Here is a 22,145-nt window from a genome sequence, read left to right on the forward strand (position 1 = left end):
TTCATCCTCACATTCGTCGATTACTCTCCGCGCATGTCGCGAAACCGTTCCGCGACGCCGCATTGTTCCAGGTAGGCGTCGTGCATGTCGGAAACGCGACGCCGTTCGTATTCCGCAGCCAGCCCGTTCGAGATGAGCAAGCCGGCGCTGGCGATCATCAGATACCCGCCGAGCGGCGGGCTGAAATTGAGCATGACGGCCCCGACCGCGAACGTCAGAAACGGCTCGACGGTCTGCTTGACCTTCACTTCATCCAGGCGCTTGAAGCGATGCACCAGATCGGGAGTGCCGCTGTATCTCGTGTGAGGCTGCGGACCGCCGCGCCGCCGGCGAATGAAGGTCCGCACGCGAACGAGCATGCACGACAGGACGAACAGCCCGGCGAAGCAGAGCATCGGTGTCGGGTCGTGGTGCGACTCGCAGAAGACAGGCCAGAAGAAAATCAGCAGCAGCGCCGCGCCGGCTTGCAGGCCGAGGTATCGCTCGCCGAATGAATCCGCTCGATGCAGGAAGACCTCGACCGAGACCGCGAATGTCCTCGCAACGAACGCGATGCCGCCGAGGAATCGGCGATAGCCTTCCAACGTTCCGCCGGACTGGTTGTCGTGCATGGCAATGCCCTCCGTTACGGTCGCTGCCTGAATGAAGTCCTGATCCAGTTTCGTCCGCTCGCTTTGAAACGTCGGCCATGCTGAAAAACGATGGCATCGACCATCCAACCGTGAGCAGGGCCGCCCGTGCGCAACGTGGTCCACTCGCGCGGCTGAATCTCGTACTCAAATGTTTCGCTGAATCCGGCCGACGTGGAACCGCCGCCGTCCAGCCAGTCCAGCCCGACGGCCGCCGCCCATCGATGATCTTTGTCGTAGGAACTGTTGCCGCTGGCGAGAAACTGCCGCGAGCGGCCGATGAGATTGGCCGACCAGCTATTTGTGACGGCATCGCCGTTTGCCAGGAGCACTTTGGTGTTCAAGTTTCCGAACAGCGAGTCCGCTTCGTTTTGAGCCTTCGCAGCGCCGCCCAGCGCGGCGTAGATGTTGCTCACATTCTGGGAAAGCAGACACAAGGCGACATTCGCGCTGCGACACGTCGATGCGAACATCGCATCGTGGCCCATCAGAAAATATTGACACTCGTCGATCCAGATGAACGCCGGCGTCGGATGAGAAGAGAACGTTCGGCGCTTGAGGCTCTTCTGGAAGCAGTACTTGACGACACCCTGTCCGTAGAGACCGACGGCGCCGTACTCAAAAATCGGCAGATCCACGACAATGATCTTTCCATGATCCAGGAATTCCGGAGTGAAGTTTGTTTCCGTGCAGAACAGGCGTCGCAGAATTCCGCGATTCAGGAGATCGACCATCGACATCAGGACGGATTCGATGATGCTTCTCGTTTTTGGCGCGAGCCGCGGAAAGCGCTGGAGAAAAAAGTCGCAGTCCGTCAGGAAATCCCGTTCCTCGTCGGCTGACTTCTCGCGTCGCGCCGCTTCCGTGAAGCACTCGTAGCAGAATGAAGTTTCCTGCCACTGCCGGGAACATTTCTCAGCTTCATTTGACGGGGCCGAAACGATCAACTGATACAGATCGGGCACGCTGACGCGACCCTTGGCCAGCATCAGCACGTGAATCGCTGCGCGAGCAAGTTCTTTCATTGCATCTCGCCAGTAGCGGTCGCCTTCCATACCGCCGCTCTGCGATTGGCCGCGGTCGCCGAGTTCAGCAACGGTGCAGAGAAGATTCTCCACGTTGTGCACCAGACCGGCGCCGACGCCTTTTCGCTCACATTCGTATTGCAAAAAGTTGAATTTCCAGGGCTGGGATGGATTCACCAGAATCAAATCGTCCAACCTGCCGGCAGCGCGAGCGTAGGACTCCCACAATGCCGCTTCGTCGGATTTCGCGGTCATCACGAGCCCGGAAAATCCCGCCTTGAGCATGGCGAGCGCCATCGCCCGGCCAGGGCCGGTTGTCTTGCCGGCACCGGTCGCGCCGAGGATCAGTGTTCCCTCAACCGCGTCGCGGACGGTCCAGGAGTCGTTGCGCGACCAGCGCAACAGCTCTGTGGACAGCCCGTTTGTATCCTGCGTCTTGCGGCGAAAAAGCGACGGCCGCAGAAATCGTCCGAACATCATGCCACCTCCCGTCTGTCGTCTTTGCCGTCCATGTCGTTTGCTCCATCAGCAATGCGGCGCTTCGTCGGCGAACGAAGCGCCGCATTCCCAGGCTCGTCAGCTATTGCTGCTTGACGAACCTCCGCTCGAACCGCTGAGAATTGCGAGCAGAACGGCCAGTGCGATCTTGAACAACTTCATGACACAACTCCTTTGCTTGGGGCGTCGGCGGAAAGCGCCTTGGCGGCGTCCGCAAGCGCCATGTCCTGTGGCTCCAGCGTGCCAATACGTTTCAGCAGCGCTTGCAGCCACTCAATCAACGAAGTGAGCGTGAGATTCGGTCCGGAGACAGTCAGCGAGCGACCGGGGCCAACCCGAATCGTGAACCGTTCGCGCGCCGGTCGCTTCGCCCGTCGCGGCTGCTGGTGATTGCGCTTGAGCGACTTGACTCGCGTGACGAGTCCGTCGCGTTTCAGGCTGCCATCCAGTACTCCCGCGACAAGCTGCTCGCGTTCGTCGGCGCTCTCGACGGTCGCAATGGCGTACGCGCTGCTCATGGGAACGCGGGCCGCATCGATCAAGTCCTGCACTTCCCGCGGCAGAACCAGCAGCGCCAGCAACTTTGAGATCGTCGCTTCCGACGGCCCGCCGAGCCGGAGGGACACTTCCGATGCAGACCAACCCGATTCTGTCATCAACTTGGCAATGGCACGGACGCGCTCCATCGTCTTGAGGCTCGATCGCTGGCAGTTTGCCACAAGCTGGAGCGTCAGGAGTTCGGACGCCGTGGGCGCTCGCTCGGTCAGGATCATCGGCACGACTTCCAGCCCGGCGCGAGTTGCCGCGTCAAGCCGGCGATGCCCGTCATCGACGATGACCGCATCACCTTCGCGGTGGCCGAGCAGCGGCACGAGGATTCCGTTGGCACGAATGCTCTGGGCAAGCGCGATTTGCTCTTCCTCGACGACTCGGTCGCGGACGTTTGAGCGGACTTCGATTCGACTGATCGCTATGTGTTGATCGAGATTGGATACCACGTCTCACCGCTCCCTATTCGCAAAGCCGGTACACTTGCACACACTGAAGGCACTGAGCGTGCAGCGTCACAGCACACCGCACGTTGGTGCATCCGCAGCTCCACTTTTTCATCTTTGAATTGCCGCGATGGCGGCGCGTCACCGCCGGAGTCTCGACGGTCGGAACTTCGACGTGGTAACGGCGAAGGATTTCCTTGAACAGGCTGTCTGCCGCGTACCCCGTCGCCCCTCGCGTATCAATGATGAGGCCCAGGCTGGCAGCCTTTCGCCGGAATTCGCGATTGTGATAGTTGCCCTTGCCGGGCGTGCCGTGGGCCTGCTGCCAGCCGTGCAGGAGCTCGTGAAGGAGCGTCCCCAGCACCTGCCATTGTTCCCGTTGGCCTTGCAGGTATCGCGTGTTGAACGCGATTTCCCCCTTCAGGCCGAATCCGTTGTGTCCGTAACGAAAATGCGCGTAGCGGGAGAATGGAAGCTCTTCGATGCAGAGGCTTACTTCAGGAACTTCCAGTTTAAACTCACCAATGAATCGCTCCGCCCACGATTGGAGCACTCCCGAAAGTTCACGGCCGAACCAGTTTTCGGTTTCTTGATGTTGCGCAATACTCCGATAGACATCGCTACCGCTGGCTCCGCCGACCTGTCGAATCTCCTGATTACCACTCTGCGCCATGATCCCATCCCTCGTACGTACACATTATGTGTACCGTCGGGGTGGAAGTCAAGCGCGCGAAGCCGATTTTTTTTTACCATTCTTCAGCGAGTACGTTCCCCGTACGGGGCGCGCGTCAATTCGTCAGGCATGAGCTTCAATTCAGGCAAGGCCACCGAGGTAACGGATCGATGCCGGCGGCCCTCCGCGTCTGTGTGCTCAAGATGAAACCGCCCGATACCTGGCTGCCCGCCGGCATTGGCGAGAAGCAAACTCGGACGGCCGGTACGGGGACAGCGAATCGCTAGGCCGATTCGACGCAACTCCGCGTTGACCCACTTTGCAAGAGTCTTTTTTTCGTCATAAGTTCTCTGCGGCTGTCGCGAAGCTTCAGCGGCCAGAGCTGGCTCAAGAAGCCGGGCGGCATCAATCCTCACCTTGTCGCACATGGCCACGGCACGGTTTCGCGCTTGTTCGTATTCCTTACGACTCTCTTCCTTCACATTGTCCGGTAGCTGTAGTCTTATTTCATAAGGCCCGAAGCTGAAGACTTCCTGTTCCCTTAGCTTCTTCGTCGCTCGGAATATGGCGTCACTGAATTGACTTTCTGTATTTGCCGCGCGACGTTCCGCTGACAAGTAGTCTGATTGGAGAGAAACGTCAATCCAAAGATCTCGCCAACTGATACTCGATTGAGTCGAGCCTTGCGTATCCCGTAGCGCGTCCCACAAACGGTTCCGGAGCGATGTTCGCACCTGATAAAACCGCGATTCCAATACGCCGGAAAGCCCTTGCTTGGACGCCAGCGCGATAGCGACAAAACCTGAACGATCAACCGGCAGGTCGCTCATTGCTTCAGAGACAAGCTGCTCAACCACTACCGGCGTCGGCGAGGAATACGCCACGTCGCCGAAGTGATTCGGGGCGACTTCCACAATGGCGCTAACGCGCTTTGCCGACGATTGTCGGCCTGGCCAATTGCGCCGACTGTGGGTGCGGTCACCTTTCTCGTTCATTTGCTCTTCGCCGTCCTATCCATGACCGATTGGTCACCTACGCCTGAAACTGACGATCCTCACGGGTCAATGTCTGTTGTCTGCAAACTTTCTAATTGCCCATGCCGTGTTCATATGGTACACAAAAGTAGTTATATCCCACGAGTTAATGCCCACGTCGCCTGTTAACGCTTCGTCAACGATTCGAGTCTCGGAGGTCGCTTGAGTGAAACTTCCATACTTCTTCAACCAGCTCGCGAGTTGACGCCCCTTGATCGCGTCGAGGTTCCCGTCATCGTCACCGAAGCTGGCGGCAACGCCCGCTTCGCCTACGCCGAATTCTTCGGCGACCAGATCGCCAGCGATTATACCCGCAGGGCCTATCGCCACGCCGTCCACCGTTTCCTGCTGTGGTGCGAGGGCGAAGGGCTTGAGCTTGCCCGTATCCCGCCGGGCGGCGTCGGCCACTACATCAGGACGCTGACGACCTGTGACGGCAGGCCGGCGTCGAAACCGACGCGCAAGCTCCACTTGGCCGCCATCCGCAAATTCTTCGACACCCTTGTGCAGCGACACGCCGTCGCGATAAATCCAGCATCAACGGTTCGCGGCCCGGTCGTGCGAAACGTCACTGGTAAGACGCCGGCGACCGACCCCGCCCAGGCCCGCACCTTGCTGCATTCCATCGACACGTCCGACGTGATCGGTCTGCGCGATCGTACAATTCTCGCCATCTTAATGTACACGGCCTGCCGGGCCGGCGCGGTCTCGAAGCTGCGGCTTCGCGACTTCTACTCCGACGGCCGTCAGTACTACCTGCGATTCGACGAGAAGGGTGGCGCGGATCGGCAGATTCCGTGCCGGCATGACTTGCAGGGCTACATCGAGGAGTTCATCGCGGCCGCGCCCTGCGGCTCTGACGCGCCGCTCTTTCGCGCCGCGCTCGGCCGGACGCTCAAAATCGGCCAGCGTCCGCTTCAGGCTAAGGACATCCATCGCATGGTCAAACGCCGGCTAAAAGGCGCCGGGCTTCCTTCAATCCTCACTTGTCATAGTTTCCGTGCGACGACAGCGACAGATTTGCTTGAACAGGGCGTCCCGCTGGAGGACGTGCAGGAACTGCTCGGTCACGCCGATCCCCGCACGACGCGGCTCTACGATCGTCGGGATCGCACCGTAACACGGAACGTCGTCGAAAGGATTTCCATTTGATTCACAACAGGTTGCTACGGTACGGCTGCCGAAGGCCCACTTAAAACACATGTTTGTCATCAAACTGTCACACTCTTGTGGTACGATCAGATCCAGTGCTTGACGAACCATTTGGAGGCTTCATGACCAACCCGAACCCGCTTCACCTTGCCAACTCGGCGCAGAATATGGCGCGCAACGCGCCGGCCGGCGATGCCACTGCTTTCCACAAGATCGCGATGGTCTGTATGGGCGTCATGGCCGCATCATCGGTCGTGCAGATGCTGCACCCGCTTCTGCGCGACCTGCTGAAGAAAGACACGGAGCGCGATTCCCACCACGGCCGGCACCGCTAGCACAACCGCACCCATCGCTCACAGATTGGCTTCCCTTTCGAGCTGGCCTGGCGTCGCGAGGACCATTCTCACGACGTGCAGATTGACGGAGTGCCCTTCCCACAATACTTCTTGCGCCGCGCGATTGTCACAATTAATGTACACCTCACACGCTAACATCTGAGGACGCCGTGCGCTTTCTATATCTTGTAATTGGACTTGCTGTATTCGTTATGGCGGAAATGCTCCTCCTCTATTTTCACCTCGGCATCTTCTATCTCCATTGATGCGGCTCACCGTGGTTCACAGAATTGCGCACTTGACAACCATTCTGGTGTTCCTGGGCTATTGCCTTTCAGTGCTTTCGTTGAAGCAATACGAATACGCGCCTTATTACCCCGAAACGGACTGCATCGCGGCTGGCATTTCCTTCGCCCATTACGGCACGCGTTTGGGGAGGGTCAATGTCACGCCTTATGCCATGATCCGCACGCCCGGCGCCAAGCCGCAGGATGTGATAAAGCAGATTCTGAAAGAACACCTGCCGCCTGGCGACATGTTGCGGACCACAACGGACGGCAACGGAATCGGTTGCCCAATCTTTGCCAGCCTTTCCTTCGCCTTGTTTGGAACCGACCTCAAATCGCTGCATTACGGAATGCTGTTGTTGATGGGGATTTCCACGCTGGCGTTTGCGCTGCGATTCCCTGACCGGCGGCTGATTGGAATCCAGCTTACCCTGATCGCGCTTACCATCATGTTGCTGACGCCGCTTACCTCTACGGAGAGTGTTGTAGGTCAGGTGTCGATCGGCGGGCTTCGCTATTTCTTCATACTGGGCATCATACCGGGTATCCATCTCTTTTATGAGCTGCTCTCCTTCTCGAAACGGCGAACTATCGACCGCCGTGCCATCGCGTTGTCAGGTTTTCAAATGCTGCTGCTGGTGCTAGCCATTTACGTGCGCGGCACGCCGGCGTATCTGCTCTGGCCCGTATGGTTCGGCCTCGCGCTCCTGTGGTGGACCAATCGCAGGGACTCGGTCCAAAAGCGCCTGATACTCCGGTTCGGCGCCATGATCGTCGGACTCTATGTCGCTTCCAATCTGATCTGGGTGGCTTCCATGCCCTTCAGCTACATTTGGACCGGGCAGCTCAACGGCGGGTTCTGGCATCGCGTGTTCATCAGTCAGAGCGCGCATCCCAAATGGGTCTATCCCGGCCTTGCCGAGAAGTACGACTGTACGCACATCTTCAAGGAGGGCCTGCACCAGCACGGCGGCGACCGTAACGGCCATTGCGTCTGGGTCAGCCTGCCCGAAAACAGAAACCGCCCCGAACATGAGGTGGGAAGGGAGCTGTTCCACACCGAGTATGAGCGGCAGTTGCGCAATGCGTTCTTATATATCGCCAGCGAATACCCGAAGGAAACATTTGAGGCGTTCTTCTACTACAAGCCGCAACATATCATTCCCACCCTGAAAGACGCATTGAACATCAATATCGAATCCCCGCGCGACCGGATTCCTTACTATATTCTGTTGCAGGCCATTGCATGCATGGCGCTTGTCCTGTGTCAGTTGAGCCGCGATGTTTGGCGCAATGCGCTGCTCTTTCCGTTGCTGCATGCGGGCTATTTCCTGTGTGCGCTCGTCCCGCACATCATTGCCTGGACACGCATCCACACGGCCATTGACCTCATCTATTTCATGTACGTCATCTTCGCCTCGGCGGTCCCATTGCTGCTCGCCTTATTGTGTCAGCTATGGGGTGCAAAGGCGCAGCCGGAGCATTCGTTGTGAATGGGCGAAGACCGCGACCGGCATCGCTGACCGAGACTTACCACTGAATTGAATCGACGACCGTCGCATTTCCCGCCGCCGTAAGGCTCTCGCTATCCGGCACTTCCCGAATCCACGGCACGCGGTGACGGGCGAGGCCCTCAAAGAGGCGAATTGTCGGCTGCACTTCGGCGTTGAGGTTCCGGCCCTTGACTTGCACTTTACCGCCTGACACCGTGAGCACGATGCCTTCCGACGGATCGAACGCAAATCGCTCGATGCCGTGATACGGAATGGCGACGATGTTGCCGTTCGCCTGCCGCAGCTCGACAGCAAGCGCGCGGTCGCGGATGCCGCGAAGCCAGCCGAAGCAGCCCAGGTCGTCGATTCCGGGTTCGTCGGGCGAGATCGCCGCATCGACGTTGCCGTTGGCGCGGCCGACGTATTTTTCGAGAAGCCTACCGTTACCGCTCATAATCCTGCCTTTCCTGTTGCCGCTGTGCTTCGCTTGTGGCGACGGCCGGATGCAGTTGCTCCAGCCGCTCCATCGTCATCGCACGCTGCCTCGTTGAGCGGTCGTTCACCAGTTCCGTGGCCGACAGCCGCGCGTCCGAGCGGCTGACCGCCGCCTTGAGCGCCGCCTTATCGTCGGTGTAGATCGTCGCCCGCTCGCGGCCGCGGGAGACGGAGACGTAGAATTGCTCGCGGGACGCCGCCGGGAGACTGGTCGCCGATTCGCCGATCAGGACGCGCTGGACCGTGCGCGACTGTGCAGCATGGCTCGTCACAACATACCCATGCTTCAGATGCCCGTAGTCCTTCGCAACCCTCCATCCGTTCGCGAGGATGATATTTCCGTTTCCGTCGAAGCCCTTCACCGTGTAGGTCGCGCCGTTGTTGAGCCTGTGCAGACCGTCGGCAGTCTTTCCGTTCCGCGTAATGCGGATCAGCTCGCCCGGTGCGATCGGCATCAGCCCGGGTTTGTAAAGCGTGTATTTTGCGGCTTCGTCCATCGGCGGCGGTTCATCGCCGATTATGACGCGCTCGCCCTTGCCATAACCCTTCGCGTTCTGGTGGAACTCCAGCACGTCGCCGGCTTCGAGATTGATCGGGTCGCCACGCTCGGCTTCGGTGTAGTGGGTGTTGTGGAGCGTCAGCACCTGCCGCTCGCGGCCGGACAGACGCTTGGTCTGCTTGAGCTTCGAGCGGATTTCATCGGTGATCCAGTCGCCCTCGCGGTGCGTCGGGCTTACGACGAGCGCTGTCTTGCCCTTCTTCAGCGTCGCGACGTAATCCTCTGCCATCATCTTGTATCGATCGGTATCCGTGACTTCGCGCACCCAACCCAGCCGGTCGAGCGCATGAAGCCCCTCTTCCGTCCGGCCCTGCGACAGCGACTTGACCGCTTCCTTGTAGGCGCCGCTCTGCCGCTGAATCTCGCGGATTTCCGCCGGCACCAAGCCGGCCTGTTCTTCGAGCAGCCGGAGTGCCGCGCCGCGCTCGACCGACCCGTGCTGCCTTCGGTCCCCGGATAGAATCACGCGGGCGTCGATTTGCTTCGCAAGTTCAAACACATGGCCCATTGTCTTTGTACCGAGAAGTCCCGCCTCGTCGATCCACAGCACCTGCCCCCTGGCCCGCGCCTGCAACTCGCCATCGACGAGCAGCCGCGCCACGGTTTCCGCGTCGGCGAAGCCCTGATCCCTGAGCACGCCGCGGCTGGCGTCGGCCGAAGGCGCAAACGTGAAGACGTGTTTGCCGCTTTTCTCAATCGCTTCAACGGCTTCCGACATCATCGAAGTCTTGCCGGTGCCCGCGCCGCCGCGAATGAGCATGACGCGGTCGGGCGAGTTGAGGACGTGCAGCACGGCGCTTCGCTGGTCGGCGTTGAGCCATTCGCGCGTGAAGACGTGCTCGCCCTTGCCGAGCTTGCGGCAAGTGCCCCTGCCCTGACGCGCGAAGTCGATAATGCGCCGCTCTTCGGCGACCACGTCGCCGGTCGTGACGAGCTGCTCCCCGTCACGTTCGCCGCGCACCAGGTTCGCGCCGCCGAGCTTCTGCAGGACGGTCCTGGCCGAGGCCGCGCCGTACGAGCGTTTGAGCGCCGCCGTCACGAGTTTGCGTTCAGACAGCACCGAGCTGCGCTCGAAGGAATGCTCGATTGCTTTGGCGACGGCGTCGCCCGCGGCGCGGTCATCCTCCGCGATGCTGTCCATCCCAACGCGTGCCTTGATCCCTTCAAGCGCCGCCAGTTCCTCCGGCGTGAGCCGCGACTTCCATTCGCGGCCGAGTTCATCGAAGGTCAGATCCTTGCGCTTGCGCTCGCGAGTCTTCGCCCCAAGCTCGCCTTTGGTTTCGGCATCGGTGATGCCCCTCTCCCGCGCCTGTTCTTCGATGAGCGCCGTTCGCCGCGAGAACTTGGAAAGCGCCGCCTTCGGCACGCCGGCCAGCTCCCAGCCGTGCCGAGTCCGTTGCACGGGAAGGCCCAGTTCCTCCATGCGCCGCGCCAGCCGCGAATGAAACACCGCCTCGAAGAACGGCGCATCCCGCTTGAGGCCCGCGAACTGGCCCGCCTTCCACCGCTCTTCGATGCCGTCCCAGGTCGTGTTGAACACGAAGCAGTGCGCGTGCAGGTGCGGGTCCGGCACGCCGTCCACCGGCCGCGCCGTCGTGTGGATGAACTCTCCCCACACCATGTTGCCGGTCGTGCGGTCCTCGTTCCTGCCGGCAAGCCGCACGCGGGTTTTCATTTCCGTTTCGATGTCGTGCATGGTCGCATCGACCGACTCGCGGAACGCTTCGAGGATTCGCTCGTCTTTCGTGAGACCGTAGAGCACCGACACGCTTTTCGGCACGTGGAAGTTGAAGTCGTACCCGACGCGCCGCCCGTAATTCTGCCGCGGCGTCAGTGCGTTGCCGGTATTCGGGTCGATGTTGTCGCAGAGCGCATCCCAGTCTTTTTGCTCGACTGCGCCGGACAGCCCAAGGCGCTTCGCCCCTTCTCCGCGCCAGTGCCCGGTAAGCTCCTGACCTTCCGAGTAATAGTCGGCGGTCGAATAGTAGCTCTTCGCGCCATCGGGCGCGGTGTTCTGATTGATGCGAAGCATGCCTCAATTCTACTTCGCAATGGTTGAGAATTAGTTACTTCCTGCACGAGTCGCGCGTTTCTTTCACGGCTTTCACGCGAGAGGTGTCAAGCCGCGGCCGCCCACGGTGAACAGCACTCGTTTCCCGTTAACAGGCAGGCGCGTCCGTCCCGCATTGATGCACGGCATGCGCCGGTTGCAACCCCTGCCTGCGCGGGACGCATGGCTCACCGCGAGCGAGTCCAGACGCCTGTCATTCGCTTTGCACCTGTAGCGTGCATCGGGCTTCGCTTGGAACTGCCGTCGTGCCTTGTCATCAGGGCTTCGTCTTTTCCTTTTCGTGCCAGCCCCGCCGCGCGGCCTTGCTGATGGGCACTTAAAGCCGCCGCCGGGCCGGTCAAGCAGAAAATCGTTTCCCCTGAAGGGTCCCACCATTTTCCGCTGTGACCGGTGCGCTGCGCTTGGCCGAGGCCCCCGGACTGTCGCGGCTTTCTTTGCAGTGCCATCAGGCCGCGATGGGCGCGGCCGGACACTTTGAAAAGGAGACGAATCATGACTGACGCCAAGAACACTTCCGGACAACCGTCCAAGACCCCGACGCACGTTGCGTACCAGGTGCGCGACCGCGAAGGCGCAAAGGCCATCTGGACCCGCATCGGCGCCGCCTGGGCGCACGCCGACGGCAAGGGCTTCAACCTTCAGATCGAGGCCGTGCCGCTCGACGGACGCATCACCCTGCGTGTCGTTTCGGAAAACAAGGAATAACCGCTGTTCAACCGGGGCGGGCTTCGCGGCCCGCCCCCTTTTTCGAGAAAGGATTCTCACATGACCCATTACACCGTAGCGATACTCGTGCCGCAGTTCGTGGCCGACATTCCCGCTTTCATCGAACGCCAGATGCACCGCTTCTGCGAGCACATCGAAGTCCCCCCGTACGTCTGCTACTCGCCGCAGGAAGCCGCGACCGAGATTGCCGACACCATCCGCCGGCTGGAACTGATCGTCAGCCGAAAGGAGCCGCACTACGACCTCGACAAGTGCCGCCAGGAAATCGAAGACCTGCGTCGCACGACGCCCGAGGAGCGCTACCGCGAGCGGCTGAAGGTCCACGAGCGTTTCAACGCCCAGGGCGAGCCGCTATCGACGTACAACCCGGACAGCAAATGGGACTGGTACGTCATCGGCGGCCGATGGGACGGCTGGATCAACGACATCGAGACCGGCGGCGAGCGCGTCGAGGACAACACGGCCACGACGCAGCAGGCCATCGAGCGCGGCAAGATACCGCACGCCATCATCACACCCGAAGGAACGTGGCACGAGCGCGGCCGCATGGGCTGGTGGGCCATCCTGTTGACCGAAAACGAGAACTGGGACGACCAGGCCCGCGCCATCTTCGAGTGCCATTCCGACTGCCGCGTCGTCATCGTCGATGCACACATTTAGGGAGGCCGACATGACGATCAACCCCTTCTACTCCCGTCGAATTCCGGCATCCGTGCCGCGAGTCGCCCCGCCTCGCTATGCGAAACTCCCGCTCGCTCCGGTCAACCGCAGTCCGGTGCCCAGGCTCACAAGCCTGTATCACTTCGACCGCGCCGGCGAATACGGCGACCGCGGCTATCCCGGCAACTGCGGCGGCAACTTGATTCGCGACCTGCTGCTCTACTTCCGGCCGCGAACCGTCTTCGACCCGATGAGCGGCAGCGGCACCTGCCGCGACGTGTGTCGAGAACTGGAAATCCCGTGCGATTCCAGGGACATCCACGGCGGATTCGATGCCGCCGACCCGACACAGCTATCGGCCGAGCGCTTCGACTTCGTGTGGATTCATCCGCCGTACTGGCGGCAGAAGCTCTACGCGGCGGATTCGCGCGACCTGTCGCGCACGCCGACGCTCGATGCGTTCCTCGAACGCTACGCGGCGGTGATCGCCAACTGCGCCAACGCATTGACGCCCAACGGAAAACTCGCCGTCTTGATGGGCGACTACTGCGACCGCCAGGCCGGGTTCGTGTCCCTCGTCTATCACACGAAACGACTTGCCTTCGACGCGGGCTTGCGGCAGTGTTGCACCGACATCATCCGTTTCAGCCACGGGGCGTCGAGCAGCCGGAAGGTGTACCGATCATCCTTCATTCCCGGCCTGCACGACGTGTGCATGGTGTTTCAGAGGTAAGCCTATGACCGACAACAAAGAACGGATTTCCTACTGTACGCAGGTGCGTGCCCGCGAGCTGACACCCGCCGCGAGGTTTGTCTTCAACGAAGTGCTCGCCGCAATGCAGGACGCCGAAGAACTCGGCGGCCCGGAGGGTGAGGCATATCTCGACCTGATGCAGGCCATTATCGATGAGGCTGCCATGCGACAGCAGAATTGCGCCGAAAGACTCGCCGACAAATCCTGATCGGACCATCCGTGCGGATCGCAACGGTCGCGCCAGGCGTGACCGCGCCTGTCACGCCGCTTGCCCTTGAAATACAAAGAGAATCCCTCCGGCTCGGAGCCTGACCGGCAGATGGGTGCGGCGAAGGCGTGACCAAGCGCCTCGCCTCCCGGCCGGTCGCGTCGGGTCCCAGCCGCCGGTGAGAACCCGACGGCGACGGCCTTATACGGCAGTCAATCCGGCCCTTCCCCATGTTCCGAAACGGAACGACCACCCGGCAATCCCTGCCTACGAACCGCCTGAAATCACGCTCGAATCGAATCCGTTTTCAAGCGCTAAAGAACGTGGTACACCGAATAAGACCGCACGAAAAAATGTTGTCAGACGTCTCCCCGTAGCACTGCTACGGCAATCTTTCACCGTGAAAGCCTGCATGAAAGCATGTCAGCTTGCCATCATGCTGGCATGACAGCAGGAAGGACGGCAGGCGTGCAAGCCGCATGGAAAGCAACCTGTCTTGATTGCTTGAATGTAAGCAGACAGGCATGTCAGGTTGCCTGATTGCAGGCAGGTAATCCTGACAGGTTGCTTGCAGGACGGCGAGCTTGCATGCCGGCAGCAAATAGTGCTTGCCAGCCTGCATGAAATCATGCTATCCGTCTTACATGATTATCGTCGTGGCGAATTCCAAAGGCGGTGTCGGGAAATCGACGCTCGCCGTTCACCTTGCCGCGTGGCTCCATGAGCAGGGCCATCGAGTGACGCTTGCCGACTGCGACACGCAGCAGTCATCTTCCGAATGGATACGCGAGGCGATACCGGACATCAAAGCCGTCCGCCTCGACAACCCCGACATCATCTTGAATGAACTGCCGATTCTTGCCCAGGATGCCGACTACGTCGTGGCCGATGGACCGGGCAGCCAGACCGAGACGAGCCGCGCGTTGTTGCTGCGCGGCGATCTTGCGATTGTTCCCTGCAAAGCCAGCATGTTAGAGGTCCGGGCGCTTGCTAAAGCGACCGAAGTCTTGCGCCAGGCCCAGGACATTCGCGGCGGAATCCCGAAGGCCGTGATCGTCCTCAGCATGGTCGGAAAGAACTACCGGCTGACGCAGGACATGAAGGATGCCGCCGCCGCACTGTCGCTGCCGATGGCAACGACGGCGATGACACTCCGCCAGATTTACGCCGACGCGCCGGGGCAGGGGTCCGTCGTATGGAATCTCGGCTCCCGCGCCCGCGAGGCGGCGCACGAGGCCGAAGCGCTCTTCCGCGAGATTCTGCCGGACGCCGTCGCGCCGGCAGCACGCCAGGCCGTGAAGGCATAGGACGTGATCGCCATGGCCGAACGACGCACGCTCACGCAAGGACTCAAGGAAACGCCGCCGCCGATCGACACGGCCAAGGAGAAGGCATTCGTCTTCGGCGAGAAGGAACAACCCAAGCCGGCCGCGCCCGTCGTTGCCGCGGCGACACTCAATCGCGTGCCGATCAGCACGCGCATCCGCGACGACTTCGCGCGGGCGCTGAAGCGCGCATCGCTGGAGCGGCAGCTTGAGGGCAGGGAGCCGAACACGCTTCAGGATATTCTCGAAGAAGCCATCGAGCCGTGGCTCAAGGCGAACGGCTACCTGTCTTGATCGCCGTCGATCACAGGACCCACGATGACAGGCGCATCCGCAGCTTCCGTAACAGGCGAGGGCAGGGCGGCCGTATCCCCGAGTTGAAGCTCCTGTTGCCGACTCGCACCCTTCAGATGATATGTCCGCACGAATGCGAGCCGGTCCCCATTGAACATGAAGCGGATGTTGACGAAGAACACGCCGTCGGAAGGGCTGCGGTACAGGAATTCCTTTTCAAGAAGTTCCCGCACACCCCGCTGATAGGTGCGATCGCTGATCCCGTGATCCTTGGCGACGTACTGATTCAGCTTGATTTCATCAGATCCCGGATTGGCGCGCATTTCGTGATAGACGAGTTCGAACACCTGCAAACCAGTCTTCGACAGGTCCGCCGCTTGCTTGATGCCATCGAGGAACATCTTTACGAATCGGCTGCTGTCCACTTCCTCTTCCCACCAGAAGCCCATGCCGCCGATGCCTTTGATCTCGCCGCTACTGTTATCAACGATGACCGAACCCCTGCCACCCGGCACCTGAAACCGTTTGGTCCGAGTCGTGATGCCATTGGTCGTCGGCACACTTGGATTCGTCCGGTAGACCGGGAATCCACGCTTGGTGCTCACCTGGTTATCCGGCAGGGCCGCAATCTGTCGCACTTCCGTCATTTTCAGCCTCCATATTTGTCTGTAAACAGACAGCACACTGGCAGATTAGCGACAGAAGCGCAAGTGCTTTTTGACGGTTCACCGTCCGATCGTGACGGTCGCCCGTCAATTCGTGACGTTTCCGATTCAGGAAAATCAACGACTTGCGCCCTTGCTCTTTCTTACTACTAAATAGGGCACATGAGCCGCCGACGGCGCGCGCCCCCAAAGCGCTGGCGACGGCGGCGGCCCGCTGCAACCATGACAAGAACCGCCCCGAAACAGGACGAACCTGTGGATAACTCAGTGAATAAGAGGCCAGATCGCAACGAGAAGGCGACACCGATATGACAGGTGTTGCGCGATTGACACAGGAGCCGTGACTTCGAGCTTGCGGAAAGGCCGTTTGGGCATTCAGGAGAAGGTTCGAGCCAGCCGAACCACCTTCATTCGCAATAGGAAGCCCGTACAGACGCGAAAGACCCAATCAGCGATATCTGCGGTGACGAATACCGTTGTCGCTTTTCAATTGCGCTGATTCGCGGAGCGTGTTATCCGACAGTTGAGTATTCACGATTCGGGAACACGCATGACGCGAGCCTGCCAGAGCATGGCAAATCAACCCCGCTGCCAGGAACGGCCGTAGGCATGGCCCGCCGGCCGCGTCCCCCACAAGGTCCGCTCCTGCCGTTCCCGTCGTCCGACGACCCGCCCGCTGCCCTCGAAGAACCCCCAAAATCCAAAGGAGATCACGATGCAGTACAAAACGATCGTCCTCGAACTCATCCGCCAGCGACCCAGGCTTCACGCCCGGCTCCGCCGCAAACACCAGTTGCTGGCCGAGGTGAATCGCCTCGCCGGCGACCTGAAGGCTCGCCACGAGGAACTGACGACGACGCTGACGATGGGCCGGGTCGGCATCGATCCGGTGCAGGCGCCGGGCGCGGCGCTGGAGATCGGCTTGAAGGAAGTCGAGCATCGTTTACGGCTCATGTCGCAGGCGCGCAGACCGCGCGTCCGCAAACGCACGCGGCGCGGCTGAAGTGGGTTCGAGAGGCGACGCTTTTCGACCTGTCTCCAACTTCGACTGAAACGCCGCATCCGACGCCAAAGGCCGATCCGCAAACCCCGGCAACAGAACCGGCCGAACGTCTGGCGCCGGTGCAGATAGCAAGCGGCGAGAAGGAGAAGGCCCGCGACCTGATCGCGGCAATCCGAACGCTTCAGACCGTCGAGCGGGAAGCGCGGCCCGCCACGCCCGACGAAAAAAACGGGATGGCGCGGTTCGCCGGCTTCGGTCCCGTGGCGCTGTCGATATTCCCCGACCCTCTGAAGGGCCGCTACAAGGATGCCGGCTGGGAAAAACTCGGCAATGAACTGAAAACGCTGCTGACGCCTTCTGAGTACGACAGTGCAAAGCGGACGACATTCAACGCCTTCTACACATCCCCGATCGTCATCGGCGCTATTCATGACGCCATCACGCGGCTCGGAGCGCCGCAGGACGGGCTGATCCTCGAACCCGGCTGCGGCATCGGCAACTTCATTGGCCAGGGGAGCAGCCGCCATCGCTTCATCGGCGTCGAGCTGGACTCGATCTCCGGGCGCATCGCCAGGGCGCTGCATCCCGATCAGGACATCCGCATCGAGAGCTTCCGCGACACGAAGCTGCCGGACGGAATCGACGCCGTCGTCGGCAACGTGCCGTTCGCCGACCTGCGTCTCGATTACCAGGGACAGAAGCTCGCGCTGCACGATTACTTCCTCGCCAAATCCGTCGATGCGCTGAAGCCAGGCGGCGTCATGGCGATGGTCACGTCGCACTTCACCCTCGACAAGCAGAACGCTGCCGTCCGCGAGTATCTCGCCTCCAAGGCCGACTTCGTCGGGGCGATACGCCTGCCGTCCGACGCCTTCAAGCGTGAAGGTACGGCGGTCGTTACCGACATCATCTTTCTGCGCAAACGCGCTCCCGGCGAGCCGGAACATCACGCGGATACCGACTGGCTTCGCGTCGCCCCGCTTGCAATCGAAGGCGTCGAAGTTCCGGTCAATCGCTACTTCCTCAATCACCCGGAAATGGTGCTCGGTCGGTGGAGCCGCAAGGACACGCTCTACGGTGGAGAAGGCTACAGCCTCCAGGGCGACGGAGATCTGTCCGCGAAACTGAAGGATGCAATCGGCCGACTGCCGGAGTTCTCGCCGGCACAGTCAACCAGGGCAGCCGGGACGGACGCGCCGGCATTCACGCCGCCGCCGCTCGAAAAGCACGTCGGCGAGGGGAGCTTCTTCGTCGGAAAGAACCAGGGCATCCATCAGCTGATAAGCGGTAAGCCGGTGCCGGTGGTGTACGGCGGCACCGCGCTCAAGGCCGACGGGACGATGACCGGCAGACGGATGGCCGGGCTGATCGGACTGCGCGACTGTGCCCGCCGCGTGCTGCAATCGCAGAATGAAGACTGGCCGTGCGAACACCGCGACGAGGCGCGGCGCGACTTGAACCGCGTGTATGACCGGTTCGTCCGAGCCTACGGCCCGATCAACAAGACCAGCTTCAGTGAAACCAAAGACGGCAGCGTCGTCCGCCGCCGGCCCAACCTGGTCAAGTTTATCGAAGACCCCGATGCCATGCTGGTGATGTCCCTCGAAGACTACGACGAGGTGACGGAGAAAGCGGCGAAGGCCGCGATCATGAGCCGGGACGTGGTCGGCCGGACGCCGCCCGTCACCGTGGTCCGAAGCGCCGAGGAAGGACTGCTCGTGGCCTTGAATCAGAAGGGCAGGGTGGACCTGCCGGTTATCGCCGAACTGTACGGCAAGCCCGAGAAGTCGGTCATCGCCGAACTGGGCGACCTGATCTACCAAGACCCCGAATCGAAGGAGTGGAAGACGGCGGACGATTACCTCTCCGGCAACGTCCGCGCCAGGCTCGCCCGCGCCGAGAAGGCCGGCCCGAAATACGCCCGCAACGCCGAGGCCCTGCGCCGGGTGCAACCCGAGGACGTGCTGCCCGGCGATATCGACGCCAATCTCGGCGCGCCGTGGATTCCCGCATCCGACGTGCAACGCTTTGCCGCCGAGCTGTTCCAGGTTCCGCCCGAGGCCGTACCGGTTTCCCATCTGGAAAAGGACGCAGTGTGGAGCCTCGACGCCGGCTACGCAGCCAGGCAATCGGTCGCCGCGACTTCCGATTACGGCACCGCCCGCGCCAACGGCACGACGCTGCTCGAACTGGCGCTCAACATGAAGTCGCCGGTCATTTACGACGTGATCGACCGCGGCGACAAGGAAGAGCGTGTCGTCAACCAGGAGGAGACGCTCGCCGCCAAGGAAAAGCAGAAGCTCATCAAGGAGCGGTTCCGCGCATGGGTCTTCACCGACCCTGAGCGCACGGAGCGCCTCGTCCGCATCTACAACGACACCTACAACAACCTCCGTCCCCGCATATTCGATGGATCGCACCTCGACTTCCCCGGCATGAACCAAACCGTGAAGCTCCGGCCGCATCAGACGGCCGCCGTGTGGCGCGGCATGAGCGCCGGCAACACGCTGCTGGCGCACTGCGTCGGCGCCGGCAAGACGTTTACGATGGCGGCGACCGGCATGAAGATGAAGCAGGCCGGACTCATCAAGAAGCCGATGTACGTGGTGCCCAATCACCTGCTGGAGCAATTCGCTCGTGAATTCATGCAGTTGTATCCCAACGCGAAACTGTTGGTCGCCAGCAAGGAGGACCTCTCGCGCGACCGCCGCAAACTGCTGACCGCCAAGATCGCCAGCGGCAACTGGGACGGCATCCTCGTCACGCATTCCTCGTTCGAGCGGATCGGCATGTCCCGCAAATACCAGGAGAGATTCCTGACCGAGCAGATCGCCGAGTATGACGACCTGCTGCTGGAGCACGCCGGCGCGAAAGGATCGAACCGGAACATCATCAAGCAGATCGAGAAACAGAAGGCCGCGAGGGCGGAACGGCTCAAGAACCTGCTCGCCGAGGAGAAGAAAGACGACGGTCTCGTATTCGACGAGCTCGGCGTCGATCACGTGTTCATTGACGAAGCGCACTATTTCAAGAATCTGGAGACGCCGACCAAGATGGACCGCGTCGCCGGCATTCAGACCGGCGGCAGCGAACGCGCCTTCGACGTGTTCATGAAAGCCAACTACCTGGGCGAGCAGCACGCCGGCCACGGCGTCACGTTCGCCACCGGCACGCCCGTGTCAAACACGATGGTCGAGATGTACACGATGCAGCGGTTCCTCGATCCGGCCGGACTCAGGAGCCGCGGCCTCGAACACTTCGACGCCTGGGCGGCGACCTTCGGCGAAGTCATCGACACGATGGAGATTTCGCCCGACGGGGCATCGCTCCGCCCGCGCAGCCGCTTTGCGAAATTCACCAACCTCCCGGAATTGCAGCAGATGTTCCGGGCATTCTCCGACGTGCAGACGGCCGAAATGCTCAAACTCCCGACGCCGAGGCTGGAGACGGGAAAGGCGATCATCGTCGCATGTCCGATGTCCGCCGAGCAGCACGCGCTGCAGGACGAGTTGGTCAAACGCTACGAACGCCTGCGAAAGGAAAAGGTGGACCCGCGCGAGGACAACGCGCTCAACATCACGACCGACGGCCGCAAGCTCGCCACCGACGCACGATTGCTTTCCGCTGCCGTGGCCGATTTCCCCGGCTCGAAGGTGAACCGCCTGGTCGAGAACGTCCATACCATCTGGGAGCGCACCGCCGCAAAGCGCGGCACACAGATGATCTTCTGCGACATGGGCGTCCATAAGACCCCGTGGGGCTATTCCGCCTACAACGACGTGACCGAGAAACTCGTCAAGGCCGGCATACCCCGTTCACAGATTGCCGCCATCGGCGAAGCCGATTCCGATGCCAAGAAACAGGCGCTCTTCGAAAAGGTCCGCAACGGCTCGGTGCGCGTCCTGATCGGCAGCACGCAGAAGATGGGCACGGGCACGAACGTGCAGCAGCGATTGACTGCCCTGCATCACCTCGACGCCCCATGGAAGCCGGCGGAAGTTGAGCAGAGAGAAGGCCGCATACTTCGCCAGGGCAACACGAACGAGGAAGTCGCCGTCTATCGCTACGTCACCGAAGGATCGTTCGACGCCTACATGTGGCAGGCCCTTGAAACCAAGGCACGATTCATCGGCCAGGTCATCACTGGCGACAACGCCGCCCGCCGCGCCGAGGATGTCGGCGGCCAGGAACTGTCCTACGCCGAGGTCAAGGCCATTGCCTCCGGCAACCCGGCGGTGCTGACGCTCGCCGAGGCCGACGCTGAATTGCAGCGGCTGGCATTGCTCAAGAAAAACCACGTCGATGAGCAGTACGTTGCCCGCCGCAGCGTGAAGGACCTGCCCGAGAAAATCACCCGGCTGAATAACCGGTTGTCCAGTTTGACGGCCGATCAAACGAGAGTGACTGCGCACGCGCGCGACCCGGTCACGATCTACAGGCGAGAATATGCGAAGGACGAGGCCGTCGCCGCGCTCGGCGCTCAACTGGACAGGCTGCCGCGCGACGTGCGAGAAGAGCAGCGATTCCCGATCGGCACGTATCGCGGCATGCGCTTCGGACTCGTGCTGCATCGGGACTTCCCGCCCGATGCGTACATTGAAGGGGAGACAACGCGCTACGACCGACTCATTCGCGGCAGCCACGGCCCGCGCGCTGTACTTAACGCGCTGGAGCGGCTGTGCAACGCCTACGGCAACGAGATTGCCGGTGTGAAGCAGGACCATTCAATCGCCGAGTCGCAGCTCCGCGACTATCAGGCACGCATCGGAAAGCCGTTTGCACACGAGAAATACCAGGCCGAACTGACCGCGCTCCGCGACCAGCTCAAGGCGTCCCTCGCAGGGATCGCCGCGGAACCGGGGACAGCCGCGCCCCCGTCCGCCGCCGAGATTGCCGAGAAAATCCAGATGCTTACCGATTCGAACAACGTTGAAGCCGCGCCGGAGCGCACCGGCCTTCGCCGGTTCGATGCCGAGGAACCCGTCACCGCCCGCATCCGCCGCCGCCATGCAGCGGACGCGACCGCGATTGCGGATGAGAAGTCGCACAGCACGTTCCAGGGCAGACTCCACACGCCGAAGGCGAATGCCCCTTCAATCGGGTTTTGAGGCCTCAAGGAAGCGTGAAACACCGGTTGATGGGGAGAGAACCCACCAGACCATTTTCATTCGCAATAGGAAGCCCGTATAGGCGGAGAAGCTATGTTCAGCGTGCCAAGGAGCATGAATCCATTTTCGATGCCTTCCTGAGCCATCCTATTCAAA

The 22,145-nt window shown here is 61.2% G+C and carries 19 protein-coding genes; 11 read left to right on the forward strand and 8 right to left on the reverse strand.

Annotation, left to right across the window (positions count from 1 at the left end):
• Window positions 1-20: 20 nt before the first annotated feature.
• From VJZ71_10920 to VJZ71_10940, 5 genes are all read right to left on the reverse strand, one after another.
• Window positions 21-611 (reverse strand): hypothetical protein, encoded by a 591-nt coding sequence (locus VJZ71_10920; GenBank protein HKQ48571.1) that lies wholly within the window; start codon window positions 609-611, stop codon window positions 21-23.
• 14 nt (window positions 612-625) lie between these two features.
• The gene (locus VJZ71_10925; protein HKQ48572.1) at window positions 626-2,134 is read right to left on the reverse strand and encodes a TraM recognition domain-containing protein; all 1,509 of its coding nucleotides are present in this window, start codon (window positions 2,132-2,134) and stop codon (window positions 626-628) included.
• Between the two features lie 176 nt (window positions 2,135-2,310).
• Window positions 2,311-3,150, reverse strand: coding sequence for a ParB/RepB/Spo0J family partition protein (locus VJZ71_10930; GenBank protein HKQ48573.1), 840 nt, complete (start codon window positions 3,148-3,150; stop codon window positions 2,311-2,313).
• Window positions 3,151-3,163: 13 nt separating this feature from the next.
• Complete coding sequence (locus VJZ71_10935) at window positions 3,164-3,820, reverse strand: hypothetical protein (GenBank protein ID HKQ48574.1); 657 nt, start codon at window positions 3,818-3,820, stop codon at window positions 3,164-3,166.
• Window positions 3,821-3,903: 83 nt separating this feature from the next.
• Window positions 3,904-4,815, reverse strand: coding sequence for a hypothetical protein (locus tag VJZ71_10940; GenBank protein HKQ48575.1), 912 nt, complete (start codon window positions 4,813-4,815; stop codon window positions 3,904-3,906).
• A gap of 201 nt (window positions 4,816-5,016) precedes the next feature.
• Here VJZ71_10940 and VJZ71_10945 point away from each other — a divergent pair, with 201 nt between their 5' ends.
• From VJZ71_10945 to VJZ71_10955, 3 genes are all read left to right on the forward strand, one after another.
• A complete protein-coding gene (locus VJZ71_10945; protein ID HKQ48576.1) occupies window positions 5,017-6,006 on the forward strand; it encodes a tyrosine-type recombinase/integrase in 990 nt (329 codons plus the stop codon).
• Window positions 6,007-6,128: 122 nt separating this feature from the next.
• The gene (locus VJZ71_10950) at window positions 6,129-6,341 is read left to right on the forward strand and encodes a hypothetical protein (protein ID HKQ48577.1); all 213 of its coding nucleotides are present in this window, start codon (window positions 6,129-6,131) and stop codon (window positions 6,339-6,341) included.
• A gap of 298 nt (window positions 6,342-6,639) precedes the next feature.
• Complete coding sequence (locus VJZ71_10955) at window positions 6,640-8,121, forward strand: hypothetical protein (GenBank protein ID HKQ48578.1); 1,482 nt, start codon at window positions 6,640-6,642, stop codon at window positions 8,119-8,121.
• Between the two features lie 37 nt (window positions 8,122-8,158).
• Here the strand turns inward: VJZ71_10955 and VJZ71_10960 are convergent, their stop codons facing one another.
• Window positions 8,159-8,575: a hypothetical protein gene (locus VJZ71_10960; protein ID HKQ48579.1), complete on the reverse strand. Its 417-nt coding sequence runs from the start codon at window positions 8,573-8,575 to the stop codon at window positions 8,159-8,161.
• Window positions 8,565-11,207, reverse strand: a complete 2,643-nt coding sequence (gene mobF, locus VJZ71_10965; GenBank protein ID HKQ48580.1) for a MobF family relaxase — start codon at window positions 11,205-11,207, stop codon at window positions 8,565-8,567. The genes VJZ71_10960 and mobF overlap by 11 nt, the downstream gene beginning before the upstream one ends.
• A gap of 531 nt (window positions 11,208-11,738) precedes the next feature.
• Between mobF and VJZ71_10970 the strand changes: the two genes are divergently transcribed.
• From VJZ71_10970 to VJZ71_10995, 6 genes are all read left to right on the forward strand, one after another.
• Window positions 11,739-11,951 carry a hypothetical protein gene (locus VJZ71_10970; protein HKQ48581.1) on the forward strand — a complete coding sequence of 71 codons (213 nt, stop codon included), beginning with the start codon at window positions 11,739-11,741 and terminating at the stop codon, window positions 11,949-11,951.
• Between the two features lie 60 nt (window positions 11,952-12,011).
• Window positions 12,012-12,632 (forward strand): hypothetical protein, encoded by a 621-nt coding sequence (locus VJZ71_10975; GenBank protein ID HKQ48582.1) that lies wholly within the window; start codon window positions 12,012-12,014, stop codon window positions 12,630-12,632.
• A gap of 10 nt (window positions 12,633-12,642) precedes the next feature.
• Window positions 12,643-13,365, forward strand: coding sequence for a hypothetical protein (locus tag VJZ71_10980; GenBank protein HKQ48583.1), 723 nt, complete (start codon window positions 12,643-12,645; stop codon window positions 13,363-13,365).
• Window positions 13,366-13,369: 4 nt separating this feature from the next.
• On the forward strand, window positions 13,370-13,594 hold the full coding sequence (locus VJZ71_10985) for a hypothetical protein (protein HKQ48584.1): 225 nt from the start codon (window positions 13,370-13,372) through the stop codon (window positions 13,592-13,594).
• A gap of 656 nt (window positions 13,595-14,250) precedes the next feature.
• Window positions 14,251-14,901: a division plane positioning ATPase MipZ gene (locus VJZ71_10990; protein HKQ48585.1), complete on the forward strand. Its 651-nt coding sequence runs from the start codon at window positions 14,251-14,253 to the stop codon at window positions 14,899-14,901.
• 12 nt (window positions 14,902-14,913) lie between these two features.
• Entirely contained in the window at window positions 14,914-15,213 is a 300-nt protein-coding gene (locus tag VJZ71_10995) for a hypothetical protein (GenBank protein ID HKQ48586.1), read from the forward strand.
• On the opposite strand, the gene VJZ71_11000 is transcribed toward VJZ71_10995, so the two are convergent.
• Entirely contained in the window at window positions 15,201-15,851 is a 651-nt protein-coding gene (locus VJZ71_11000) for a replication/maintenance protein RepL (protein HKQ48587.1), read from the reverse strand. The two genes, VJZ71_10995 and VJZ71_11000, sit on opposite strands and share 13 nt — an antisense overlap.
• A 742-nt stretch (window positions 15,852-16,593) precedes the next feature.
• On the opposite strand from VJZ71_11000, the gene VJZ71_11005 reads away from it, so the two are divergent.
• The gene (locus tag VJZ71_11005) at window positions 16,594-16,881 is read left to right on the forward strand and encodes a hypothetical protein (protein HKQ48588.1); all 288 of its coding nucleotides are present in this window, start codon (window positions 16,594-16,596) and stop codon (window positions 16,879-16,881) included.
• A gap of 119 nt (window positions 16,882-17,000) precedes the next feature.
• On the forward strand, window positions 17,001-21,989 hold the full coding sequence (locus tag VJZ71_11010; protein ID HKQ48589.1) for a DEAD/DEAH box helicase family protein: 4,989 nt from the start codon (window positions 17,001-17,003) through the stop codon (window positions 21,987-21,989).
• The last annotated feature ends 156 nt before the right edge of the window (window positions 21,990-22,145 follow it).

The sequence above is a fragment of the Phycisphaerae bacterium genome (genome assembly GCA_035275405.1).
In the GTDB taxonomy this organism is placed as follows: Bacteria; Planctomycetota; Phycisphaerae; order UBA1845; family UTPLA1; genus DATEMU01.

What these genes read in the sequence shown, in the direction of transcription:
- VJZ71_10920 (HKQ48571.1), bottom strand. Translation starts at nt 611, where the DNA reads ATGCACGACAACCAGTCCGGCGGAACGTTGGAAGGCTATCGCCGATTC.
- VJZ71_10925 (HKQ48572.1), bottom strand. Translation starts at nt 2,134, where the DNA reads ATGATGTTCGGACGATTTCTGCGGCCGTCGCTTTTTCGCCGCAAGACG.
- VJZ71_10935 (HKQ48574.1), bottom strand. Translation starts at nt 3,820, where the DNA reads ATGGCGCAGAGTGGTAATCAGGAGATTCGACAGGTCGGCGGAGCCAGC.
- VJZ71_10940 (HKQ48575.1), bottom strand. Translation starts at nt 4,815, where the DNA reads ATGAACGAGAAAGGTGACCGCACCCACAGTCGGCGCAATTGGCCAGGC.
- VJZ71_10950 (HKQ48577.1), top strand. Translation starts at nt 6,129, where the DNA reads ATGACCAACCCGAACCCGCTTCACCTTGCCAACTCGGCGCAGAATATG.
- VJZ71_10960 (HKQ48579.1), bottom strand. Translation starts at nt 8,575, where the DNA reads ATGAGCGGTAACGGTAGGCTTCTCGAAAAATACGTCGGCCGCGCCAAC.
- mobF (HKQ48580.1), bottom strand. Translation starts at nt 11,207, where the DNA reads ATGCTTCGCATCAATCAGAACACCGCGCCCGATGGCGCGAAGAGCTAC.
- VJZ71_10970 (HKQ48581.1), top strand. Translation starts at nt 11,739, where the DNA reads ATGACTGACGCCAAGAACACTTCCGGACAACCGTCCAAGACCCCGACG.
- VJZ71_10975 (HKQ48582.1), top strand. Translation starts at nt 12,012, where the DNA reads ATGACCCATTACACCGTAGCGATACTCGTGCCGCAGTTCGTGGCCGAC.
- VJZ71_10980 (HKQ48583.1), top strand. Translation starts at nt 12,643, where the DNA reads ATGACGATCAACCCCTTCTACTCCCGTCGAATTCCGGCATCCGTGCCG.
- VJZ71_10985 (HKQ48584.1), top strand. Translation starts at nt 13,370, where the DNA reads ATGACCGACAACAAAGAACGGATTTCCTACTGTACGCAGGTGCGTGCC.
- VJZ71_10995 (HKQ48586.1), top strand. Translation starts at nt 14,914, where the DNA reads ATGGCCGAACGACGCACGCTCACGCAAGGACTCAAGGAAACGCCGCCG.
- VJZ71_11005 (HKQ48588.1), top strand. Translation starts at nt 16,594, where the DNA reads ATGCAGTACAAAACGATCGTCCTCGAACTCATCCGCCAGCGACCCAGG.